The 15,360-nt window shown below is 53.7% G+C and carries 17 protein-coding genes; 10 read left to right on the plus strand and 7 right to left on the minus strand.

The annotated features are described in order from the left end of the window. Both lysA and L2Y54_RS07130 read left to right on the plus strand, forming a co-directional pair. Positions 1 to 1,248, plus strand: coding sequence for a diaminopimelate decarboxylase (gene lysA, locus L2Y54_RS07125; protein WP_236501138.1), 1,248 nt, complete (start codon positions 1 to 3; stop codon positions 1,246 to 1,248). A gap of 189 nt (positions 1,249 to 1,437) precedes the next feature. Continuing rightward, positions 1,438 to 1,785, plus strand: a complete 348-nt coding sequence (locus L2Y54_RS07130) for a FecR family protein (RefSeq protein ID WP_236501139.1) — start codon at positions 1,438 to 1,440, stop codon at positions 1,783 to 1,785. On the opposite strand, the gene L2Y54_RS07135 is transcribed toward L2Y54_RS07130, so the two are convergent. Next, positions 1,779 to 2,708, minus strand: coding sequence for a zinc ABC transporter substrate-binding protein (locus L2Y54_RS07135; protein ID WP_236501140.1), 930 nt, complete (start codon positions 2,706 to 2,708; stop codon positions 1,779 to 1,781). The two genes, L2Y54_RS07130 and L2Y54_RS07135, sit on opposite strands and share 7 nt — an antisense overlap. A 29-nt stretch (positions 2,709 to 2,737) precedes the next feature. On the opposite strand from L2Y54_RS07135, the gene znuC reads away from it, so the two are divergent. From znuC to L2Y54_RS07155, 4 genes are all read left to right on the plus strand, one after another. Next, the gene (gene znuC, locus L2Y54_RS07140; RefSeq protein ID WP_236501141.1) at positions 2,738 to 3,520 is read left to right on the plus strand and encodes a zinc ABC transporter ATP-binding protein ZnuC; all 783 of its coding nucleotides are present in this window, start codon (positions 2,738 to 2,740) and stop codon (positions 3,518 to 3,520) included. Continuing rightward, the gene (locus tag L2Y54_RS07145; protein ID WP_236501142.1) at positions 3,513 to 4,301 is read left to right on the plus strand and encodes an iron chelate uptake ABC transporter family permease subunit; all 789 of its coding nucleotides are present in this window, start codon (positions 3,513 to 3,515) and stop codon (positions 4,299 to 4,301) included. The genes znuC and L2Y54_RS07145 overlap by 8 nt, the downstream gene beginning before the upstream one ends. A gap of 111 nt (positions 4,302 to 4,412) precedes the next feature. After that, positions 4,413 to 4,928, plus strand: a complete 516-nt coding sequence (gene coaD / locus L2Y54_RS07150) for a pantetheine-phosphate adenylyltransferase (RefSeq protein ID WP_236501143.1) — start codon at positions 4,413 to 4,415, stop codon at positions 4,926 to 4,928. A gap of 98 nt (positions 4,929 to 5,026) precedes the next feature. Then, entirely contained in the window at positions 5,027 to 5,278 is a 252-nt protein-coding gene (locus L2Y54_RS07155) for a YfhL family 4Fe-4S dicluster ferredoxin (RefSeq protein WP_236501144.1), read from the plus strand. 59 nt (positions 5,279 to 5,337) lie between these two features. Here L2Y54_RS07155 and L2Y54_RS07160 read toward each other — a convergent pair whose 3' ends face one another. The 6 genes from L2Y54_RS07160 to L2Y54_RS07185 all read right to left on the minus strand — a co-directional run bounded on the left by L2Y54_RS07160 (position 5,338) and on the right by L2Y54_RS07185 (position 11,709). Then, positions 5,338 to 6,516, minus strand: coding sequence for a cytochrome-c peroxidase (locus tag L2Y54_RS07160; RefSeq protein ID WP_236501145.1), 1,179 nt, complete (start codon positions 6,514 to 6,516; stop codon positions 5,338 to 5,340). Next, entirely contained in the window at positions 6,513 to 6,923 is a 411-nt protein-coding gene (locus L2Y54_RS07165) for a hypothetical protein (RefSeq protein ID WP_236501147.1), read from the minus strand. Before L2Y54_RS07165 ends, L2Y54_RS07160 begins: the two co-directional genes overlap by 4 nt. 27 nt (positions 6,924 to 6,950) lie before the next feature. Then, positions 6,951 to 9,272 (minus strand): copper amine oxidase, encoded by a 2,322-nt coding sequence (locus L2Y54_RS07170; RefSeq protein ID WP_236501148.1) that lies wholly within the window; start codon positions 9,270 to 9,272, stop codon positions 6,951 to 6,953. Positions 9,273 to 9,289: 17 nt separating this feature from the next. Then, positions 9,290 to 10,450 (minus strand): copper amine oxidase, encoded by a 1,161-nt coding sequence (locus tag L2Y54_RS07175; protein WP_236501150.1) that lies wholly within the window; start codon positions 10,448 to 10,450, stop codon positions 9,290 to 9,292. A 12-nt stretch (positions 10,451 to 10,462) separates the two neighbouring features. Next, the gene (locus L2Y54_RS07180; protein ID WP_236501151.1) at positions 10,463 to 11,134 is read right to left on the minus strand and encodes a hypothetical protein; all 672 of its coding nucleotides are present in this window, start codon (positions 11,132 to 11,134) and stop codon (positions 10,463 to 10,465) included. A 110-nt stretch (positions 11,135 to 11,244) separates the two neighbouring features. Then, positions 11,245 to 11,709 carry an META domain-containing protein gene (locus tag L2Y54_RS07185; RefSeq protein WP_236501152.1) on the minus strand — a complete coding sequence of 155 codons (465 nt, stop codon included), beginning with the start codon at positions 11,707 to 11,709 and terminating at the stop codon, positions 11,245 to 11,247. A gap of 145 nt (positions 11,710 to 11,854) precedes the next feature. On the opposite strand from L2Y54_RS07185, the gene L2Y54_RS07190 reads away from it, so the two are divergent. From L2Y54_RS07190 to dacB, 4 genes are read left to right on the plus strand one after another with little or no spacing between them, the layout of a single operon-like run. Continuing rightward, entirely contained in the window at positions 11,855 to 12,346 is a 492-nt protein-coding gene (locus L2Y54_RS07190; RefSeq protein WP_236501153.1) for a HugZ family pyridoxamine 5'-phosphate oxidase, read from the plus strand. Then, a complete protein-coding gene (locus L2Y54_RS07195; protein WP_236501154.1) occupies positions 12,343 to 13,113 on the plus strand; it encodes an ElyC/SanA/YdcF family protein in 771 nt (256 codons plus the stop codon). The genes L2Y54_RS07190 and L2Y54_RS07195 overlap by 4 nt, the downstream gene beginning before the upstream one ends. 2 nt (positions 13,114 to 13,115) lie before the next feature. Then, positions 13,116 to 13,835: a tRNA (N6-threonylcarbamoyladenosine(37)-N6)-methyltransferase TrmO gene (gene tsaA / locus L2Y54_RS07200; protein ID WP_236501155.1), complete on the plus strand. Its 720-nt coding sequence runs from the start codon at positions 13,116 to 13,118 to the stop codon at positions 13,833 to 13,835. Between the two features lie 18 nt (positions 13,836 to 13,853). Beyond that, positions 13,854 to 15,335 (plus strand): D-alanyl-D-alanine carboxypeptidase/D-alanyl-D-alanine endopeptidase, encoded by a 1,482-nt coding sequence (dacB, locus tag L2Y54_RS07205; protein ID WP_236501156.1) that lies wholly within the window; start codon positions 13,854 to 13,856, stop codon positions 15,333 to 15,335. The last annotated feature ends 25 nt before the right edge of the window (positions 15,336 to 15,360 follow it).

Here is a 15,360-nt window from a genome sequence, read left to right on the forward strand (position 1 = left end):
ATGGATCATTTTGAATACCGCAACGGGCAATTGCACGCCGAAAACGTCGCCGTCGCTGACATTGCCCGCGCCCACGGCACACCGTGCTACGTCTATTCCCGCGCTACGCTGGAACGCCATTGGCACGCCTTCAAGGATGCCTTCGGCGCACAGCCACACCTCGTGTGTTACGCGGTCAAAGCCAATTCCAACCTTGCCATTCTCAACCTGTTTGCCCGCTTAGGCTCAGGTTTCGACATCGTATCCGGCGGCGAATTGGAGCGGGTATTACGCGCAGGCGGCGACCCCGGTAAGGTAGTGTTTTCCGGTTTGGGCAAAAAGGTTCCCGAAATCCGCAAGGCGCTGGAAGTCGGCATCCGTTGCTTCAATATCGAATCCGAAGCCGAACTCGACCGCATTAATGCGGTGGCGGGTGAAATGGGCAAAGTGGCATCAATTTCCTTGCGTGTTAACCCGGATGTGGATGCGCAAACCCACCCCTACATTTCCACCGGCTTGAAAGAAAACAAGTTTGGTATCGAAATCGGTCGTGCTGAAGCGGTGTATGTGAAAGCCGCAGCTATGCCTCACCTGAACGTGGTCGGTATCGACTGCCACATCGGTTCGCAATTGCTGACGCTGACGCCGTTCATGGATGCGCTGCAACGCCTGCTGGCATTGGCGGAACGTTTGCAAACGCAAGGGATCAAGATTCACCATCTCGATATTGGCGGTGGTTTGGGCGTGCGTTATCAGGAAGGGCAGGCAGCGCCTTCGCCCGCTGATTACATGGCGCAATTGTTCACCGACGAACGCTTGCGTCAGTATGAAATTTTCGTCGAACCGGGCAGGGCGATTGCCGCTAATGCCGGTATTTTGGTGACAGAAGTCGAATTCCTGAAAATGTCGGAATACAAGAATTTTGCCATTGTGGATGCGGCGATGAACGATTTGATTCGCCCCGCCTTATACAGCGCTTGGCAGGAAATTATTCCGGTCGTGCCGCGTGAAGGCGAAACTGCGACTTACGACATTGTGGGTCCGGTGTGCGAGACCAGCGATTTTCTGGGCAAGGAACGTGACCTCAATATCCAGCCCGGCGATTTTCTGGCAGTGCGTTCGTCGGGTGCGTATGGTTTTACCATGTCGTCCAATTACAATACCCGTCCGCGTGCGGTGGAAGTGATGGTGGATGGTGATACGGTGCACGTCGTGCGCCAGCGTGAAACCTTGGATGATTTATTGCGTGGGGAACAGGTGTTGCCCTAACTGCTATATTATGTGTCTCAGCAGCGACTGATTAATTTTATCAGAAAATCCGCCACTACCGTCTGGCGGATTTTTTTTGCACTTCAGCTTTTTTACGCCGAAAAAAACCTGTTTGGCACGCAGGCTGGGCTATTCTTAAGGGATGCAACAGCCGTGAATCCATTCAACTAACAGCAGACGGAGTAGTTTATGCCAGCACCCAATAGCACCACAGAACACCACGAAGCCGGTGTTGTGTTGTCGAAGCGCGGCAAGGTGACGGCACGTAATAGCGGCGGCGAGTCACGTATTCTCAAACGCGGCGACATCGTGTTTGTGGATGACATAGTACACACAGTGCGTGGAGCCAATGCGCAACTCAAGATGAATGACGCGAATATTGTGATGTTACGCGGTGGTTGTGCCTTCCGTGTCAGCGTTTACCAACAACAGCAAACGTATGGGCATCATACGGCACAGCGTTACGAATACATTGGCGGTGCATTGCGCGAAAGTCGCCGCGAATCTAACCACTTGATGGATTTGGGGATTTACTGAGCGGCTTTTCCGCCGAGGCATTGCTGAAAACTATCCGCTGCGGTTTGCAGTAACGTCGGGTAGGTGTCTTTATCCAGCGTTAATTCCATTCCCAAGGGGTCGAGTTCGCCAAGGCGAATGTTGCTACCTTCCACCAAGGTTTTGACCATAGCAGGTGAAAACTGCGGCTCTTGAAACAAGCAAACTGCCCGTTTTTCCTCAATAATCTTGCGAATATCCTGTACATGGCGTGCACCCGGCAAGCGGGAAATATCCAGCGTCACCGCACCCGCAAAATTCAAGCCGTAATGGGTGTCAAAGTGTTGCCAAGCATCGTGAAAGCTCAGGTAAGGTTGTTGGCTTAACGGGGCAAGTTGTTGACGGATACGCGCATCGGTGGCTTCAATTTGCGCAATCAGTTGCTGGGCATTGGCGAGATAGTCGGCTTGGTGGGCGCTATCGGCGGCACTCAGGGCGCGGGCAATTTCCCGGCTCATGGCAATGGCATTCACCGGGTTTAACCATAAGTGCAGATCGGCGCTGTTTGCGGCGTGTCCCGCGTGGTCATCGCCGTGTTGATGGCGCGAGCCAAGTGCTTGAATGCCCGTTGTGTCCGCAAAGGTAATCACCGCTCTGGTGGGGATGGCGGTCGCTAACGGTTTGTCGAGAAATGTTTCCAGCCCACTGCCGATGCGGAATACCACGCGAGCCGTTTCCAGCGTGCGCATGTCCGACGGTTTGAGGGCGTAATGGTGTGGGGATGCGCCATCGGGCAACAGTTGACGGATTTCCAATGGGCTATTTTCGCCGCCAGCAATCGCGTACACCAGCGCGTGAATGGGTTTGATGGTGCTGACAATTACGGGTTTGGCGGGTGGTTCCACTTGGCATGACTGCAAAACGGGTAAGCATAACAGCAGCAAAATCGTTAGAATACGCAGCATTTTTTCACTCTTTAATTATGTTGGCAGGCATGTCCACCACACAAACTGTATTAGCAAAGTTATCGCACATCGGCTTGAACTTCGGACAACGGGTGATTTTGCACGATGTTAGCCTCGAAGTGTACCCGGAAAGTGTGTTGACCTTAATTGGCCCCAATGGTGCGGGTAAATCCACCGTGCTGAAAATCTTGCTGGGTTTGCAAGCACCTGAGCGTGGCACGGTGTGGCGAATGCCGGGGTTGCGCGTGGGGTATGTGCCGCAAAAATTTCACCTTGATCGTTTGTTACCGCTGACGGTGGCGCGTTTTATTGGTTTGAATTTGCCCCGGCATAATGCCGCTGCGGTGCGCGAAAGTGCGGTGGAGGTTGGGGTTGAGGATTTACTGCCACAAGCGGTGCAATCGCTTTCCGGTGGGGAATTACAGCGGGTGTTGCTGGCGCGGGCATTGCTGAATAAACCGCAATTGCTGGTGTTGGATGAGCCGGGGCAAGGGGTCGATGTGACTGGGTTGAGTGATTTGTACCAGCTTATCAACCGCTTGAAACTGGTACACGGGTACGGGGTACTGATGGTGTCGCACGATTTGCATCTAGTGATGGCGGCAACCGATCAGGTGTTGTGCTTGAATCAGCATATTTGCTGTTCGGGGCAGCCGGAAGCGGTGTCGCGCCACCCCGAATATTTACGTCTGTTTGGGGATTTGCGCCCGGCGGGTTTGGCGGTTTACACCCACCATCATGACCATCAGCACGATATGCACGGGTGCATTGTGCCATTGCCAGCCGCTCAGCAGGAACATAAGCATGGATGATTTTATCACACGGGCGCTACTCGCGGGCTTGGCGGTGGTGTTGATGAGCGGTTTGCTGGGCGTATTCCTGTTGTGGCGGCGCATGGCGTATTTTGGCGATACCTTGTCGCACTCGGCGCTATTGGGTGTGGCATTGGGCTTGATGACAGGCATGAGCTTGAATCTGTGGGTGATTGCGGTGTGTGTGGTCGTGGCGTTGCTGATGTTGTATGTGCAACATAATCCCGCCTTAGGCAGTGATACCTTGCTGAGTATTATTGGTCACAGTGCATTGGCGTTGGGTACGGTGGCGTTGACATTCCTACCAAATGTCAGGGTTGATCTCATGGCGTATCTGTTTGGTGATATTCTCGCAGTAACGCACTCGGATATTGTATTGACTTGGAGTTTGGCGTTAGTGGTCGTCGGAGTCATGGTGTGGATTTGGCGACCGCTGTTGTCCCTGAGTGTCCACGCGGAATTGGCGCAAGTGGAGGGGGTGAAGGTTTGGCGGATCAGTGCGGTTTACATGCTGTTGATTGCGTTAATGGTGGCGGTGGCGATGAAGGTCGTGGGCGTGTTGCTGTTGACGGCTTTGCTGATTATTCCGGCGGCAACGGCGCGGCGTTTGGCGCGTACCCCGGAACAAATGGCACTGTTTGCTGTGGTGGTCGGGGTGTGTGCATTACTGGCTGGCATGGGGCTTTCCTTGCAATTGGATACCCCGACTGGCCCTAGTATTGTGGTATCCGCGAGTATTTTGTTCTTGTTGGTGCAGCTCATGCCTCAACGTGGCGCATGAAAGGTGCAGTCTGGTAAGAAACCTATTGTGCGTTGCACCATAAAGTGTTACAAGGACGTTAACTAGGGTTATCCCTAAGCCTGTCATGATTAACCAAGGTGGCCTGTATTTATGGAAATTACCGCTGTCTATCCGGGGACGTTTGACCCGATCACCAAAGGGCATCTTGATTTGATCAAGCGTGCCAGCAAGTTGTGCGCGCGGGTGGTGGTGGGGGTGGCATCCAACCCTAAAAAGAAACCGCTATTTTCCTTAGAAGAGCGCGTTGCCATGATTCAGCACGAATTGGTCGAGCAACATCTGGATACGCAGGTAACAGTGAGAGGCTTTGAGGGGTTGCTGGTCGATTTTGCGCGTGAACAGAATGCACGGGTTTTGATCCGGGGGATGCGGGCGGTTTCCGATTTCGAGTTTGAATTCCAGTTAGCCAGCATGAATCGCAGCCTTGCGCCGGACGTGGAGTCGGTGTTTTTAATGCCGGGTGAAAGTTTCTCTTTCATTTCGTCGACCTTGGTGAAGGAAGTGGCAATCTTGAATGGCGATGTGTCGCGCTTTGTGGCACCGCATGTGCTGGCGGAACTGAAGCACAAAATAGTACAAATTCGCAGTGAGCGTGGGTTGAACTAGAAAAAGTCTGAGTATTGTTATTTTGACGGAAGTTAATGTTATCTTTCAGGGCAGATTGATAGAATCGCCCCACACAGCTATTCGAGAGGAAAAATTTTATGGCATTGATGATTACTGACGAATGCATTAACTGCGATGTTTGCGAGCCAGAGTGCCCGAATAACGCCATTTCCGCCGGTGATGAAATTTATGTGATTGACCCGAAACGTTGCACCGAATGCGTCGGGCATTACGATGAGCCGCAATGTGTGTCGGTGTGTCCGGTGGATTGCATTCCGCTTGACCCTGATCACAAGGAATCCAAAGAACAGTTACAGTTAAAGTATCAGGCATTGATGGCTGAAAGCTAAAATGTATGCTGCTTTGCTGACAGTGAAACGCCCGCATATGCGGGCGTTTTGGCGTATGGCTATAACACGTTAAGAAATGCGACCAGTTGTTGTATTTCGGTAGCGTCGAGCTGAATGAGGGGGAGGTCGTTGCCGTCTTTCGTGTTGGGTTGCGCGGCTTGCGTGTAGTAGTCGATGACTTGTTCTAAAGTGGCGAAGCGTCCGTCATGAAAATAAGGCGCAGTCTGTGCCACGTTGCGCAAGCTCGGTACTTTAAACGCGCCACTGACGGCATGGCGGCTGCGGGTCAGGAATTGCAGTTCGGTACAGGTTTCCACTGGTGCGTCGCTGTGTTTGCCTTGGCAATTGAAGCGGTCGGTGCGCAGCGTATCCAGCACGGCAGCGCGTCCGCTGTCTTTACCGGGAATACCCGTGCCGATATTTTGGAAGGTTTGGTTGCTAAGCAAGGCACCGGAATGGCAGAGGATGCATTGTGCTTTGCCGATAAACAGTTTTGCTCCGGCACTTTCGCTAGGGGTGAGTGCGGCGGGGTGCTGGGTGAGGGTGTCCAGCTTATTCGGGGCAAGGTTGAGGCTGCTGACATAAGTGGCGAGGAATTTGCCCGTGGCAGCGAATACGGCGTCAATCTGTTCCCGTTGGGCTTGTGGCATCTGTTTCCATGCTTGTAATTGTGCCAAATCACCTTGGGGTGAGGCGGCTGTAGGCGGCTGTTGGAGCGTATCCGCTGTTGCAATATTTCCCAGTAAGGCTTGGTATTGGGGCTGATAGTGCGCGTCGGCGAGCAGAAAATGCACTAGTTCGGTGCGGGTTAAGCCGTGTTCGGCGGGGTTTTCCAGCGGTTCTAAGGCTTGTGACCAGAGGCTGTCTTTGCGCCCGTCCCAGAAAAACCAGTCTTGATGGGCAACACCGAGCAGGGCGGGGGTGTTGCGTGTGCCGGTTGCCAAGGCGACGGCTACCGGTTTGCCATCACTGAAAGCTTTATTCGGCTGGTGACAGGTGGCGCAGGCAATCTTGCCATTACGACTCAGACGGCGGTCGAAAAACAAGTCACGCCCCAGTGCCAGTGCTTGTGGGTGTTGCGCAAAGCGGTTGCTGGGGTCAGTTACCGGAGGTAAGTTTGCCAACGTAAGGGATTGCAGCTTGGCGAGTTCTGCTGCCGTCCATTGCCGGTTGGTGTTGTGGCTACCGCTCATGCCTAGCAACGCTGTCAGCAATAGTAAGCAGGCAAGGTATTTCATAACGTGAACCAAAACACGATTTTGTCTTGTGCAGCGGGCGTAGTGTCCGAATGCAGTAAGAAACCTAGCACCCATTCTCCCGGCATACTGTATTTCAAACCGTCGATGCGGAACTCACCGGGTTTGCCCGTTGGTACGGCTTGCGGGGCGGTGGGTAAGCCATGCCCGTGGGAAGGCATTCCACCATCCACGGCAATGATGAGGTCGGCGGGCAGGGCTTGCGGGCTGTCCACTTGCAAGCGGCACTCCTGAAATGTACCAACGCTGGGGGGCGCGGCACAGGTCAGGGTGGCTTGGTACAGCGCTTTGCTGCTGGCTTGTTTGAGTTGCCAAGCAATATTCGCGGTGCTGTCCTGGCAGCCTACCAAGAGCAGGCTGAGTGTCAGGGTGAGCAGTTTTGTTAGCATGGTTGTGTGCTCAAGTTGTCCGAAGTATTACTGGAAACGATACGCGAAATAGCGTGGGTTTGCCGAAGCATTCGGATAAACGTCTTCAGTCGTGCCACCAAAGACAGCATTGTTGCCCCGGAACATCAGGCGTAAGTTGGTGGTGCTGCCCAGCCAGCTACGCGGGAAACTGAATTCCGCCGTTTGTCCGCTGAAGGCGTTGGTGGTGCTGCCTTGCGGTACCCAGCTCCAACTGTCGCCGTCGCCGGTATAGCGCCAGAGCGTGCGCCCTTCCAGCATGTATTCGGCTCCTACTGCGCCATTGTCGTAGCCGGTGGTGCTATTGCTATCCGTGTCGAAATAGACTTGGTATGCCCATAACTTGCTGGTATCCACCGCATTGAGGGTGCGGTAAGCAAGGTAGACGTTGCTGCTGTCGTGCGCCAGCCAGCCTTCTTGCCAGTCGAGTGGATTATTGGCACCGGCTACGTCTATTGGATCAATCCCGAAAGAGGTCAGGCTGTTCCAGTCACTCAGATTGCCATTGATGCTGAGATTGGCGGCAGGATTGCTAATGCTGGTTGCTGTACCTGTGCCGGTGGGCGTGTACATTTTATAGGTGAAATAGCGAGTGGTGCTGGTGGTGTTGAACGCGCCATCGGGGTAAACGTCTTTTGCATCCCCACCAAACGCAGCATTATTACCCCAGAAGAGTAAGCGGAATTCGCTGCTATTGCCCAACCAGCTACGCGGGAAGCTGAATTCTGCGGCAGTGCCACTGGTTTGTGATGTCATACGGCCTTGGTATGCCCAACTCCAGCTTGTGCCATTACCGGTATAACGCCACAGGTTTGCGCCTTCCAGCAAATAGTCTGCGCCCAGTGCACCGGTACGGTAGCCGCTGGTGGTGCTGGCGTCGGTATCCAAATACGCCTGATAACCCCAGAAACCGCTGGTGTCGATGTTATCTTTGGTTTGGTAGGCCAGGTAAATACGGTCAGCATCATTGGCTGCCCACGCTTCCAGCCAGTTGAGCTTGTTGTTAGTACCGCTTACGTCATCGGGATCCCTCCCAAACGAGGTCAGGCTTGTCCAGTCGTTGAGGTTGCCGTTGACGCTGATGCCATTGGCATTATTCGACACGGTGCCATTTGCAGGCGGCGGCGGTGGAGGTGTGGTATCAGCCGTGGTTTCGGCGCTAGTGCTCAAGGGGTTTTTGTCATGCCAGTCACGCGGAATGACGCGGATGTGGCTCCAGTGGGTATCCATACGCGGTGCATCTTCGGCACGTGGCATGTGGTAGAAAGTGGTGGAAGGCCATACCACAATGTCTTGTCCGCCGAGGCTCTCATTATTCACAAACGCGCTCAGGTTTTCTGCACAGCCGTTGGTGGTAGGATTGTGGGAGGCAAATAATTCACAGCTTTTTTGCTTGGTGACGTAGAAATCGTTGTGGGTGAACGGTTCGGTGCTGGGGCCAACGTCACGTTGCACCGATTCGGGGAGCTGGATTTCGTAGGAAAGCGCTAAGCCTTTGCTGTTTTTCAGGCTGCCATCCATGACACGCCAACTGCGTAAGGTGGCAGGGTTGACGGAACGGGCGGCTTCGCTGGTGAAGGGGGTGTTGGCGCGGGTTAGTTTCCCGGCGTTTTGGGTGTAGTTGATTTCTTCCACTACATCATCATTGCCGGTGCCACCGAGGTCGAAGTCCAGTTTCCAGAAGAAATTGTGTAAGTGCGCAATCCCGACTTTATTGCTTTCCAAGAGCCAGCCGTGTTCGGCAATGTTGGCTGCGCCAAAGCGTTGCAGCGCACCGGTCGCACCGATACTGGGTTCGATAGCGCCGTCATCCAGAAAGCGCCATTGGGGGATGTAGTTATACGCCCCGATGGCGGCAACGCTGAACAGGCTCAGGGCATCGCCTTGCAAGCGGTCGTTGTCGACGCTGTAAGCATCATCGCGGGGGGTGACTTGCTGGCACAGCACATTTTTGCCGGAATAGCTGAGCAATTGCCCACCGACGCATTCTTGTGCCGTCAACGCGGACATGTAATTACCGCCTAAGCCATAGTCAGATACGTCATGATAGCGTGCGCCATTGTCGTCGTAGGGAACGTGGATTTGCGCCACGGCTGCTTGATACAACACCATGCGGCGCGTGCCGTTTTTGGGCGTGTAATGGATATTGTGCAACACAATGCCTTCGCGGTTACGGTGTTCCCAGCACATATCCCAACGTGATTGATTGGGCAGGGTGGCTTCAACGTAATACTGATCGGCGCAAAATTCGGCTGCTTGCACGCTGTTAGGTAAACAGTTGCCGAGTGCCAGCAGGGCAGTGGCGGCATAGGCATAAACTGATGATTTCATTGTTATCGTTCTCACTATCAGAAGGGGTTGGTGGAGTGCCAGTCACGCGGTAACAGTTGGAAACTGCTCCACACAGTACCGATGCGATTGCTGTCTTCGCTACGTGGGAGGTGGTGGTAACTTTGTTTGTACCACACCACGATGTCCTGTTGGTTGAGGCTTTCAGCGTTAACAAACTGGCTGACATTGGCGGTGCAATTGCTGGTGGGGTTATTGGCAGCGTGTTTTTCACAGGCGTTATAACGGGTAAAAAACACGTCATTTGCCAGCCAAGGGGTATTGCTGCTATTGGCGCGGCTGTGGTCATAACGGTTGGGGATCAGTTCGTAGGAGATTTGCCCGACACTGCCATTGGTGAGAATGCCATCGCGGATGCGCCAGAAACGTTTGGTTTCGGGGTCAAAGTTGCGCCCGGTTTCGGTGTTGAGTCGGGTGATGGTTTTGGTTTTGCGTAAGCGATCGGCACTGGGGGTGCTGATGATTTCTTCCACCACATCATTCGCATGGGTGGTGTCGAGGTCGAAATCCAAGCGCCAGAGGGCGTGATCGGTGAAGCCGGTGGCGATCTTGCCGCTTTGCATGGCGGGCCAGCCGTATTGGGTGGCGCTGGCATCAACGACGGGTAATTCACCGCTTAAGCCGAGGCTGGGTTCAATCGTGCCGTTTTCGTAAAAGCGCCAGCGTACTGCGTAATTGCGCGAGCCGATTTGCGAGTGACTGCTCAGTTCCCACAATTGCCCTTGGCGTTGGGTGGTGTATTTGTAGGAATAGCCGTGGTTGCGGGTGGTGTCACACAACACATTCCGCCCACTGGTGGCGTGTAATGTGCCGTTAGTGCAGGCGGCGGCATTCAGGGTTTGCAGATTATTGCCACCGAAACCGGCTTCGGTAGTCAGAAATAAGGGGGCTACTGAGCCGTCATCCAGCGCGGTTTCCACTTGGGAGAGCGCGGCTTCGCCCAGTACACGCCGTGCGGCGTGGTTGGGGGCTTTGTAGGTGACTTGCGACAAGACAATGCCTTCGGCTTGGCGGGGTTCCCAGCAGAGATTCCAGCTTGCGCCAGACGCAAAGGTTTTGCTGAGTGCTTGCCCGGTGCAGGTGTTGCCGGGGGCAGCAAACACGGGGTTTTGCCATGCGATTAGCAGACTAAGTGTCAGCAGGGGAGTGCGGTATTGCATGGTGGGGTTCCCTTAGAAGCCGATGGTTTGCGTAATCACGCCTGCGGACAGGTTGACGATGGGGCTGACTTCAAACACCACTGAATCGGCGGTGTAGAGCAGCACTTGGGCGCACCGGTGCAAGCCGCATTGTTGGGACGCTGCGTTAAGCTGTTCCGGCAGGCTGGAGGCGTGAAAGACGAAGGCTTTGACCTGTAATTGCTGTGCGGGGTTATTGAGGGGTTGCCCGGTGATGCGTTTGAATTCGGCATCCAATAGGCTGCGCTGCTCATCGTCGGCAAGGATGAGGTCAGAAGCACGTTGCAACTCGTTGGCTGTCAGCGGCAGTTGCAGGTTTTGTTCACGTTTGCGGGAAATCACGCGATTGGTGTCGAGGTCAATCACGTCAATAAGGGTTTCATTGGTGCTGTAGTCATAGGTGTACACATCTGCCCGGCGGGCGGTTTGACCTTTGGCATTGGGGTGACGTTCGACCAGCAGCAATTCCAGCACAGGTGTGGTGCTATTGGTTGTGGCGCTGCGGGTAGTCGGGAGCGGAGCGGCAACATTGGCTTGTTGGGTGGCGCGTGCTATTTCAGCGGGGCTAAGCGGATCAAGGTTGCCTGCATTGGCTGGCAAGTGTGTAAGCGCACAGAGTAGGGTGGCGTAGTGCAGCAAGGTGCGTAGTGACAGAATCTTGGGCATGACTGAAACCGTTATTATGTAAATGTTGGTATCAGTCTAGGAAAGCTAGGGCTGGTCATCTAGTGTGCGGATGCCAGCCTATTTTATTTTTATGATAAACGGTAAAAATTTTATTTTGTCTTGTCGGGCACGGGTTTTTCTGCATTAAAAACCATCAAAATATTGCGCCCGTTATCCAAAAGATGGAGTTGCTCGCGGGTGACAGAATATTTGTTTGCCTTTTCCAACTGGGCGAAAAATTGTTGTTCCACGGCATTTTTGTCATCAAGACAAGCCATTTTGGTTGCGCCTACCGCACTGGTGGTGAAAATGCCATCATTGCTGCTGGTGTAATTCCCGAAAAACTGGTTGCAACCGGAATAGCCATTCATGCGCGTGTCATCAAACTGAATCGTGGGTAATCGGTCAGTGGTGACGGGTTTGCCATCCAAGGTTTTCAAGACCCAGCTAGTATTCGCCAACGTGATACTGGGCGCAGGTTCTTTAGCGTCAAAGCTACAAGCGGAAATGATGCTCAACAGCACCAATACGCCGACGAGTTGTCCTGCCAATGAGGAAAAAAATGCCTTAAGCATGGTTCAGCTCCTAAGTGATGTATTGTTATAGTTATGTAGAGGTTTGAAATGGAAAAAAGTTGCAACTAAATGATGCTCCCGTAAACAAGCATCACGCAAAGCGAACCGACGAGTTGCATAATGAGCTTATTTGAGGAGAAATGTCATGAGCAAGAACCCTGAGGAAATACTGGGGCAACTACTGAAACGTGCAAAAACCCTGCAAATGGCGACCTTGGATGCCGTGGGTGAGCCTTCGATCAGTTATGCGCCATTCGTGCAGGACGACGCGGGTAATTTCTATATTTTCGTGAGTCGGCTATCCAGCCATACGCAGGAAATTCTACAACACCCGCAACTTTCCGTGTTGCTGATTGAGGATGAGCAAGAGGCGCGGCAAATTTTTGCACGTACTCGTGTGACTTACCGCTGTGTGGCGGAGGTCGTGGCGCGGGAAGCGGCGGAATATGCACCGCTATTGGATGCGATGGAGGTGCGGTTTGGGAATGTGGTGGGTTTGCTGCGTGGCTTGGGGGATTTCGTGATGTTTCGGCTGGTTCCACAATCTGGGCGCTTCGTGATGGGTTTTGGGCAGGCGTTTGTGCTGGCGGGGGCTGGCTTGCGTGAGTTGCAGAACATCGGGCCGGGGCAAGCGTGAATATTGATTTGTTTTTGTTCAAAAAACTGGTGTCTAACGCCATTATGCCGCTGTCGTTGTGTGTGTTGCTGCTGCTGATCGGTTTGGTGCTGTTGTGGTTTACGCACCGGCAGAAAACCGGCAAGGTTTTGGTCACGGCGGGTTCGGTATTGTTGCTGGCTGTGAGCTATGGTTGGGGGTTTGCGCCTGCTTTGAAAGCGTTGGAGCATGAATATCCACCCGTGACTGCTGTGGTGGGGGATGCTAAATGGGTCGCGGTGCTGGGTGGCGGTACATTTTCTGATGCGGCAATTCCGCTCCATGCGCGTTTGAGTGAGGCATCGTTAGGGCGTTTGGTGGAGGGCATTCGTTTGTATCGGCAACTGCCGGGGGCGACATTATTGGTTTCCGGCGGGCGCGTGTTTGGCTCTGGTTCGGATGCGGAATCCATGCGTGAAATGGCTGTGTCACTGGGGGTGAATCCGGCGGATATTCGGGTGGATGAGGAGTCGCCGGATACTGAAACCCAAGCAGTCATTATTCGGCAAATGGTGGGTGATGACACAGTGCTGCTCGTAACATCAGCTTCGCATATGCCGCGTGCAGTGGGTTTGTTCAGGTTGGCGGGGGTGAATGTCGTGCCTGCGCCAGCCCATTATCTCGCGCAAACGAATGCAGGGTGGCAACCGGCTGATCTATTCCCTGATAGTGATAATGTGCTGATGGCGCGACGGGTGGCGTATGAGTACATGGGGATTGTGTGGGCGAAGTTGCGGGGGCTGTTGTAAAGATGAAGTACTCGTTTCACCCCATCGCCACCATCACCTCCCCCTACAAAGAAAAATTCGGTATCCCCCGCCAACCCGGTTTGGTCACAGCCGCTCGTTCCACCCTCACGCTCTTGCCCCCGTACAACCTGCCCGAAACGGTGCGCGGACTCGAAGGTTTTTCCCACGTCTGGTTAATCTTCGTCTTCCACGGTACGCAAGCGCAAGGCTGGAAACCCACGGTGCGCCCGCCGCGTCTCGGCGGTAATGCACGGCTGGGTGTATTCGCCACCCGTTCCACGTTTCGCCCCAACCCGATTGGTCTTACGGTGGCTGAGTTATGCGGGATTCAGGTCTCAGGGAGTAACATCACCCTGGAACTCGCCGGGGCAGATTTGCTGGATGGCACGCCGATTCTGGATATTAAACCGTACCTGCCGTATGCGGATGCGTTGCCGCAAGCGCGGGCAGGCTTTGCGCCGGATGCACCACTTGCGCCGCAGCCGGTGGTGTTTTCTGCCCAAGCCAGCCAGCAATGTGCACAAAAACAAGCGCAATGGCACACCGATGTGCGTGTATTGATTGAGCAGATTCTGAGTCAAGACCCGCGCCCTTCTTACCAGCATGGGCAAGTGGTGGACAGGGTATACGCCATGCGCCTCTACGATTTTGATTTGCGTTGGCATTACACCGTTGCGGGCATTGAAGTGCTAGAATTAGCCGACCTTCAACCAGACACTTAAAACCACAACGAATGCATTATGTTGAAAAAATTATTCATCACGCTGGGGCTATGCGTGAGCTTAGGCAAGGTTGGTGCGCAAGAGCCGCCGTTGCCTGTTCCTGCCCGCCCCGCACCACAACCGGCTGAACTTGCCCTGATTAGGCATCAACAAACAGCGGATTTACCCGCTGATATTCAGGCGTGGATGCAGCAAGCCAACATTCCCTCTGAAAACCTGAGTGTATACATCCGCGATTTGAACGCCAATTTACCGATGGTGGTGCATAACGATAAGGTGCTGCGTAACCCCGCTTCGGTGATGAAATTGCTGACGACTTGGACAGCGCTTAAGCTACTTAGCCCCAGCTATACCTGGAAAACCGAAGCTTGGACACGCGGTGAATTAAAAGACGGTATTCTTAACGGTGATTTGATCTTAAAAGGTTACGGCGACCCGTTTCTGACCGATGAAGCTTTTTGGCAATTGCTGCACGATTTGCAACTGAAAGGTTTGAAAGACATTCGCGGGCAATTGGTGGTGGATAACAGTTATTTCAGCATTCCCGATTACGACCCGGCGGCTTTCGATAATGAACCAACCCGTGTCTACAACGCCCAGCCGTCGGCGTTAATGTTTAACTTTCAGGCGAACCGTTTTCTATTGGAAGCCGACCAAGCCACGGGCAAGGTGGCGATTGCACCATTCCCGCTGATTCCCGGTTTGCAATTGGATAACAGCATGGTGTTGGCAAAAGGTGGTTGCCGTAAGGGGCATTACCAGCCGGACTTTACGCCAACAGGCACGGCGCTTAAGGTTTCCGGCGCGTATTCGGCAGATTGCGGGAAAAACTTTGTGCTGCGGGTGTTGTCCACCCCTGAGGAGCATGTCTTCAATGCATTTCGGGATGTGTGGCAGTCGCAAGGCGGTAAGTTCGGCGGCTCTTTGCAAATCGGGCAGGTGCGGGAAGGCGATGTGTTATTGCATACCCACGAATCGCGTACTTTGGGGGAACAAATCCGCTTCATCAATAAGTGGAGCAATAATGTCATGACGCGCAATGTGTTCCTCACCATTGGCGCGAAAGTGCTGGGAGCGCCCGCGACCTTGGATAAAAGCCGGATAGCGACTGCCGATATGCTCAAAAAAGCCGGTATCGACTACACTGGTATGTTAGTGGAAAACGGTTCCGGCTTATCACGTTCCGAACGCATCAGTGCCAAGCAGTTGGGTGAATTATTGGAAATGGCATGGCGTGATCCGTACATGCCGGAATTCATGGCATCGTTGCCGCTATTGGGGGAAGACGGCACATTGGCAAGCCGTTTCAAGGACGATGACTTGCGCGGGCGCAGCCACCTGAAAACCGGGACGCTGAAGGATGCCACGGCTATCGCGGGGTATATGTTGACCCGCAGCGGTAAGCGTCTGGTCATCGTGTTATTGCATAATGGGCGGGAAGCTCAGGGTAGCGGACGGCGCTTGCAGGATGATTTATTAAAATGGGCATTCGAGCAGTAAGTAATATCGCAAACAAAACATAAGG

It is taken from the genome of Thiothrix winogradskyi, assembly GCF_021650935.1.
In the GTDB taxonomy this organism is placed as follows: Bacteria; Pseudomonadota; Gammaproteobacteria; order Thiotrichales; family Thiotrichaceae; genus Thiothrix; species Thiothrix winogradskyi.

Coding starts and splice junctions, on each gene's coding strand:
- lysA (WP_236501138.1), top strand. CDS start 1: ATGGATCATTTTGAATACCGCAACGGGCAATTGCACGCCGAAAACGTC.
- L2Y54_RS07130 (WP_236501139.1), top strand. CDS start 1,438: ATGCCAGCACCCAATAGCACCACAGAACACCACGAAGCCGGTGTTGTG.
- L2Y54_RS07135 (WP_236501140.1), bottom strand. CDS start 2,708: ATGCTGCGTATTCTAACGATTTTGCTGCTGTTATGCTTACCCGTTTTG.
- znuC (WP_236501141.1), top strand. CDS start 2,738: ATGTCCACCACACAAACTGTATTAGCAAAGTTATCGCACATCGGCTTG.
- L2Y54_RS07145 (WP_236501142.1), top strand. CDS start 3,513: ATGGATGATTTTATCACACGGGCGCTACTCGCGGGCTTGGCGGTGGTG.
- coaD (WP_236501143.1), top strand. CDS start 4,413: ATGGAAATTACCGCTGTCTATCCGGGGACGTTTGACCCGATCACCAAA.
- L2Y54_RS07155 (WP_236501144.1), top strand. CDS start 5,027: ATGGCATTGATGATTACTGACGAATGCATTAACTGCGATGTTTGCGAG.
- L2Y54_RS07160 (WP_236501145.1), bottom strand. CDS start 6,516: ATGAAATACCTTGCCTGCTTACTATTGCTGACAGCGTTGCTAGGCATG.
- L2Y54_RS07165 (WP_236501147.1), bottom strand. CDS start 6,923: ATGCTAACAAAACTGCTCACCCTGACACTCAGCCTGCTCTTGGTAGGC.
- L2Y54_RS07170 (WP_236501148.1), bottom strand. CDS start 9,272: ATGAAATCATCAGTTTATGCCTATGCCGCCACTGCCCTGCTGGCACTC.
- L2Y54_RS07175 (WP_236501150.1), bottom strand. CDS start 10,450: ATGCAATACCGCACTCCCCTGCTGACACTTAGTCTGCTAATCGCATGG.
- L2Y54_RS07180 (WP_236501151.1), bottom strand. CDS start 11,134: ATGCCCAAGATTCTGTCACTACGCACCTTGCTGCACTACGCCACCCTA.
- L2Y54_RS07185 (WP_236501152.1), bottom strand. CDS start 11,709: ATGCTTAAGGCATTTTTTTCCTCATTGGCAGGACAACTCGTCGGCGTA.
- L2Y54_RS07190 (WP_236501153.1), top strand. CDS start 11,855: ATGAGCAAGAACCCTGAGGAAATACTGGGGCAACTACTGAAACGTGCA.
- tsaA (WP_236501155.1), top strand. CDS start 13,116: ATGAAGTACTCGTTTCACCCCATCGCCACCATCACCTCCCCCTACAAA.
- dacB (WP_236501156.1), top strand. CDS start 13,854: ATGTTGAAAAAATTATTCATCACGCTGGGGCTATGCGTGAGCTTAGGC.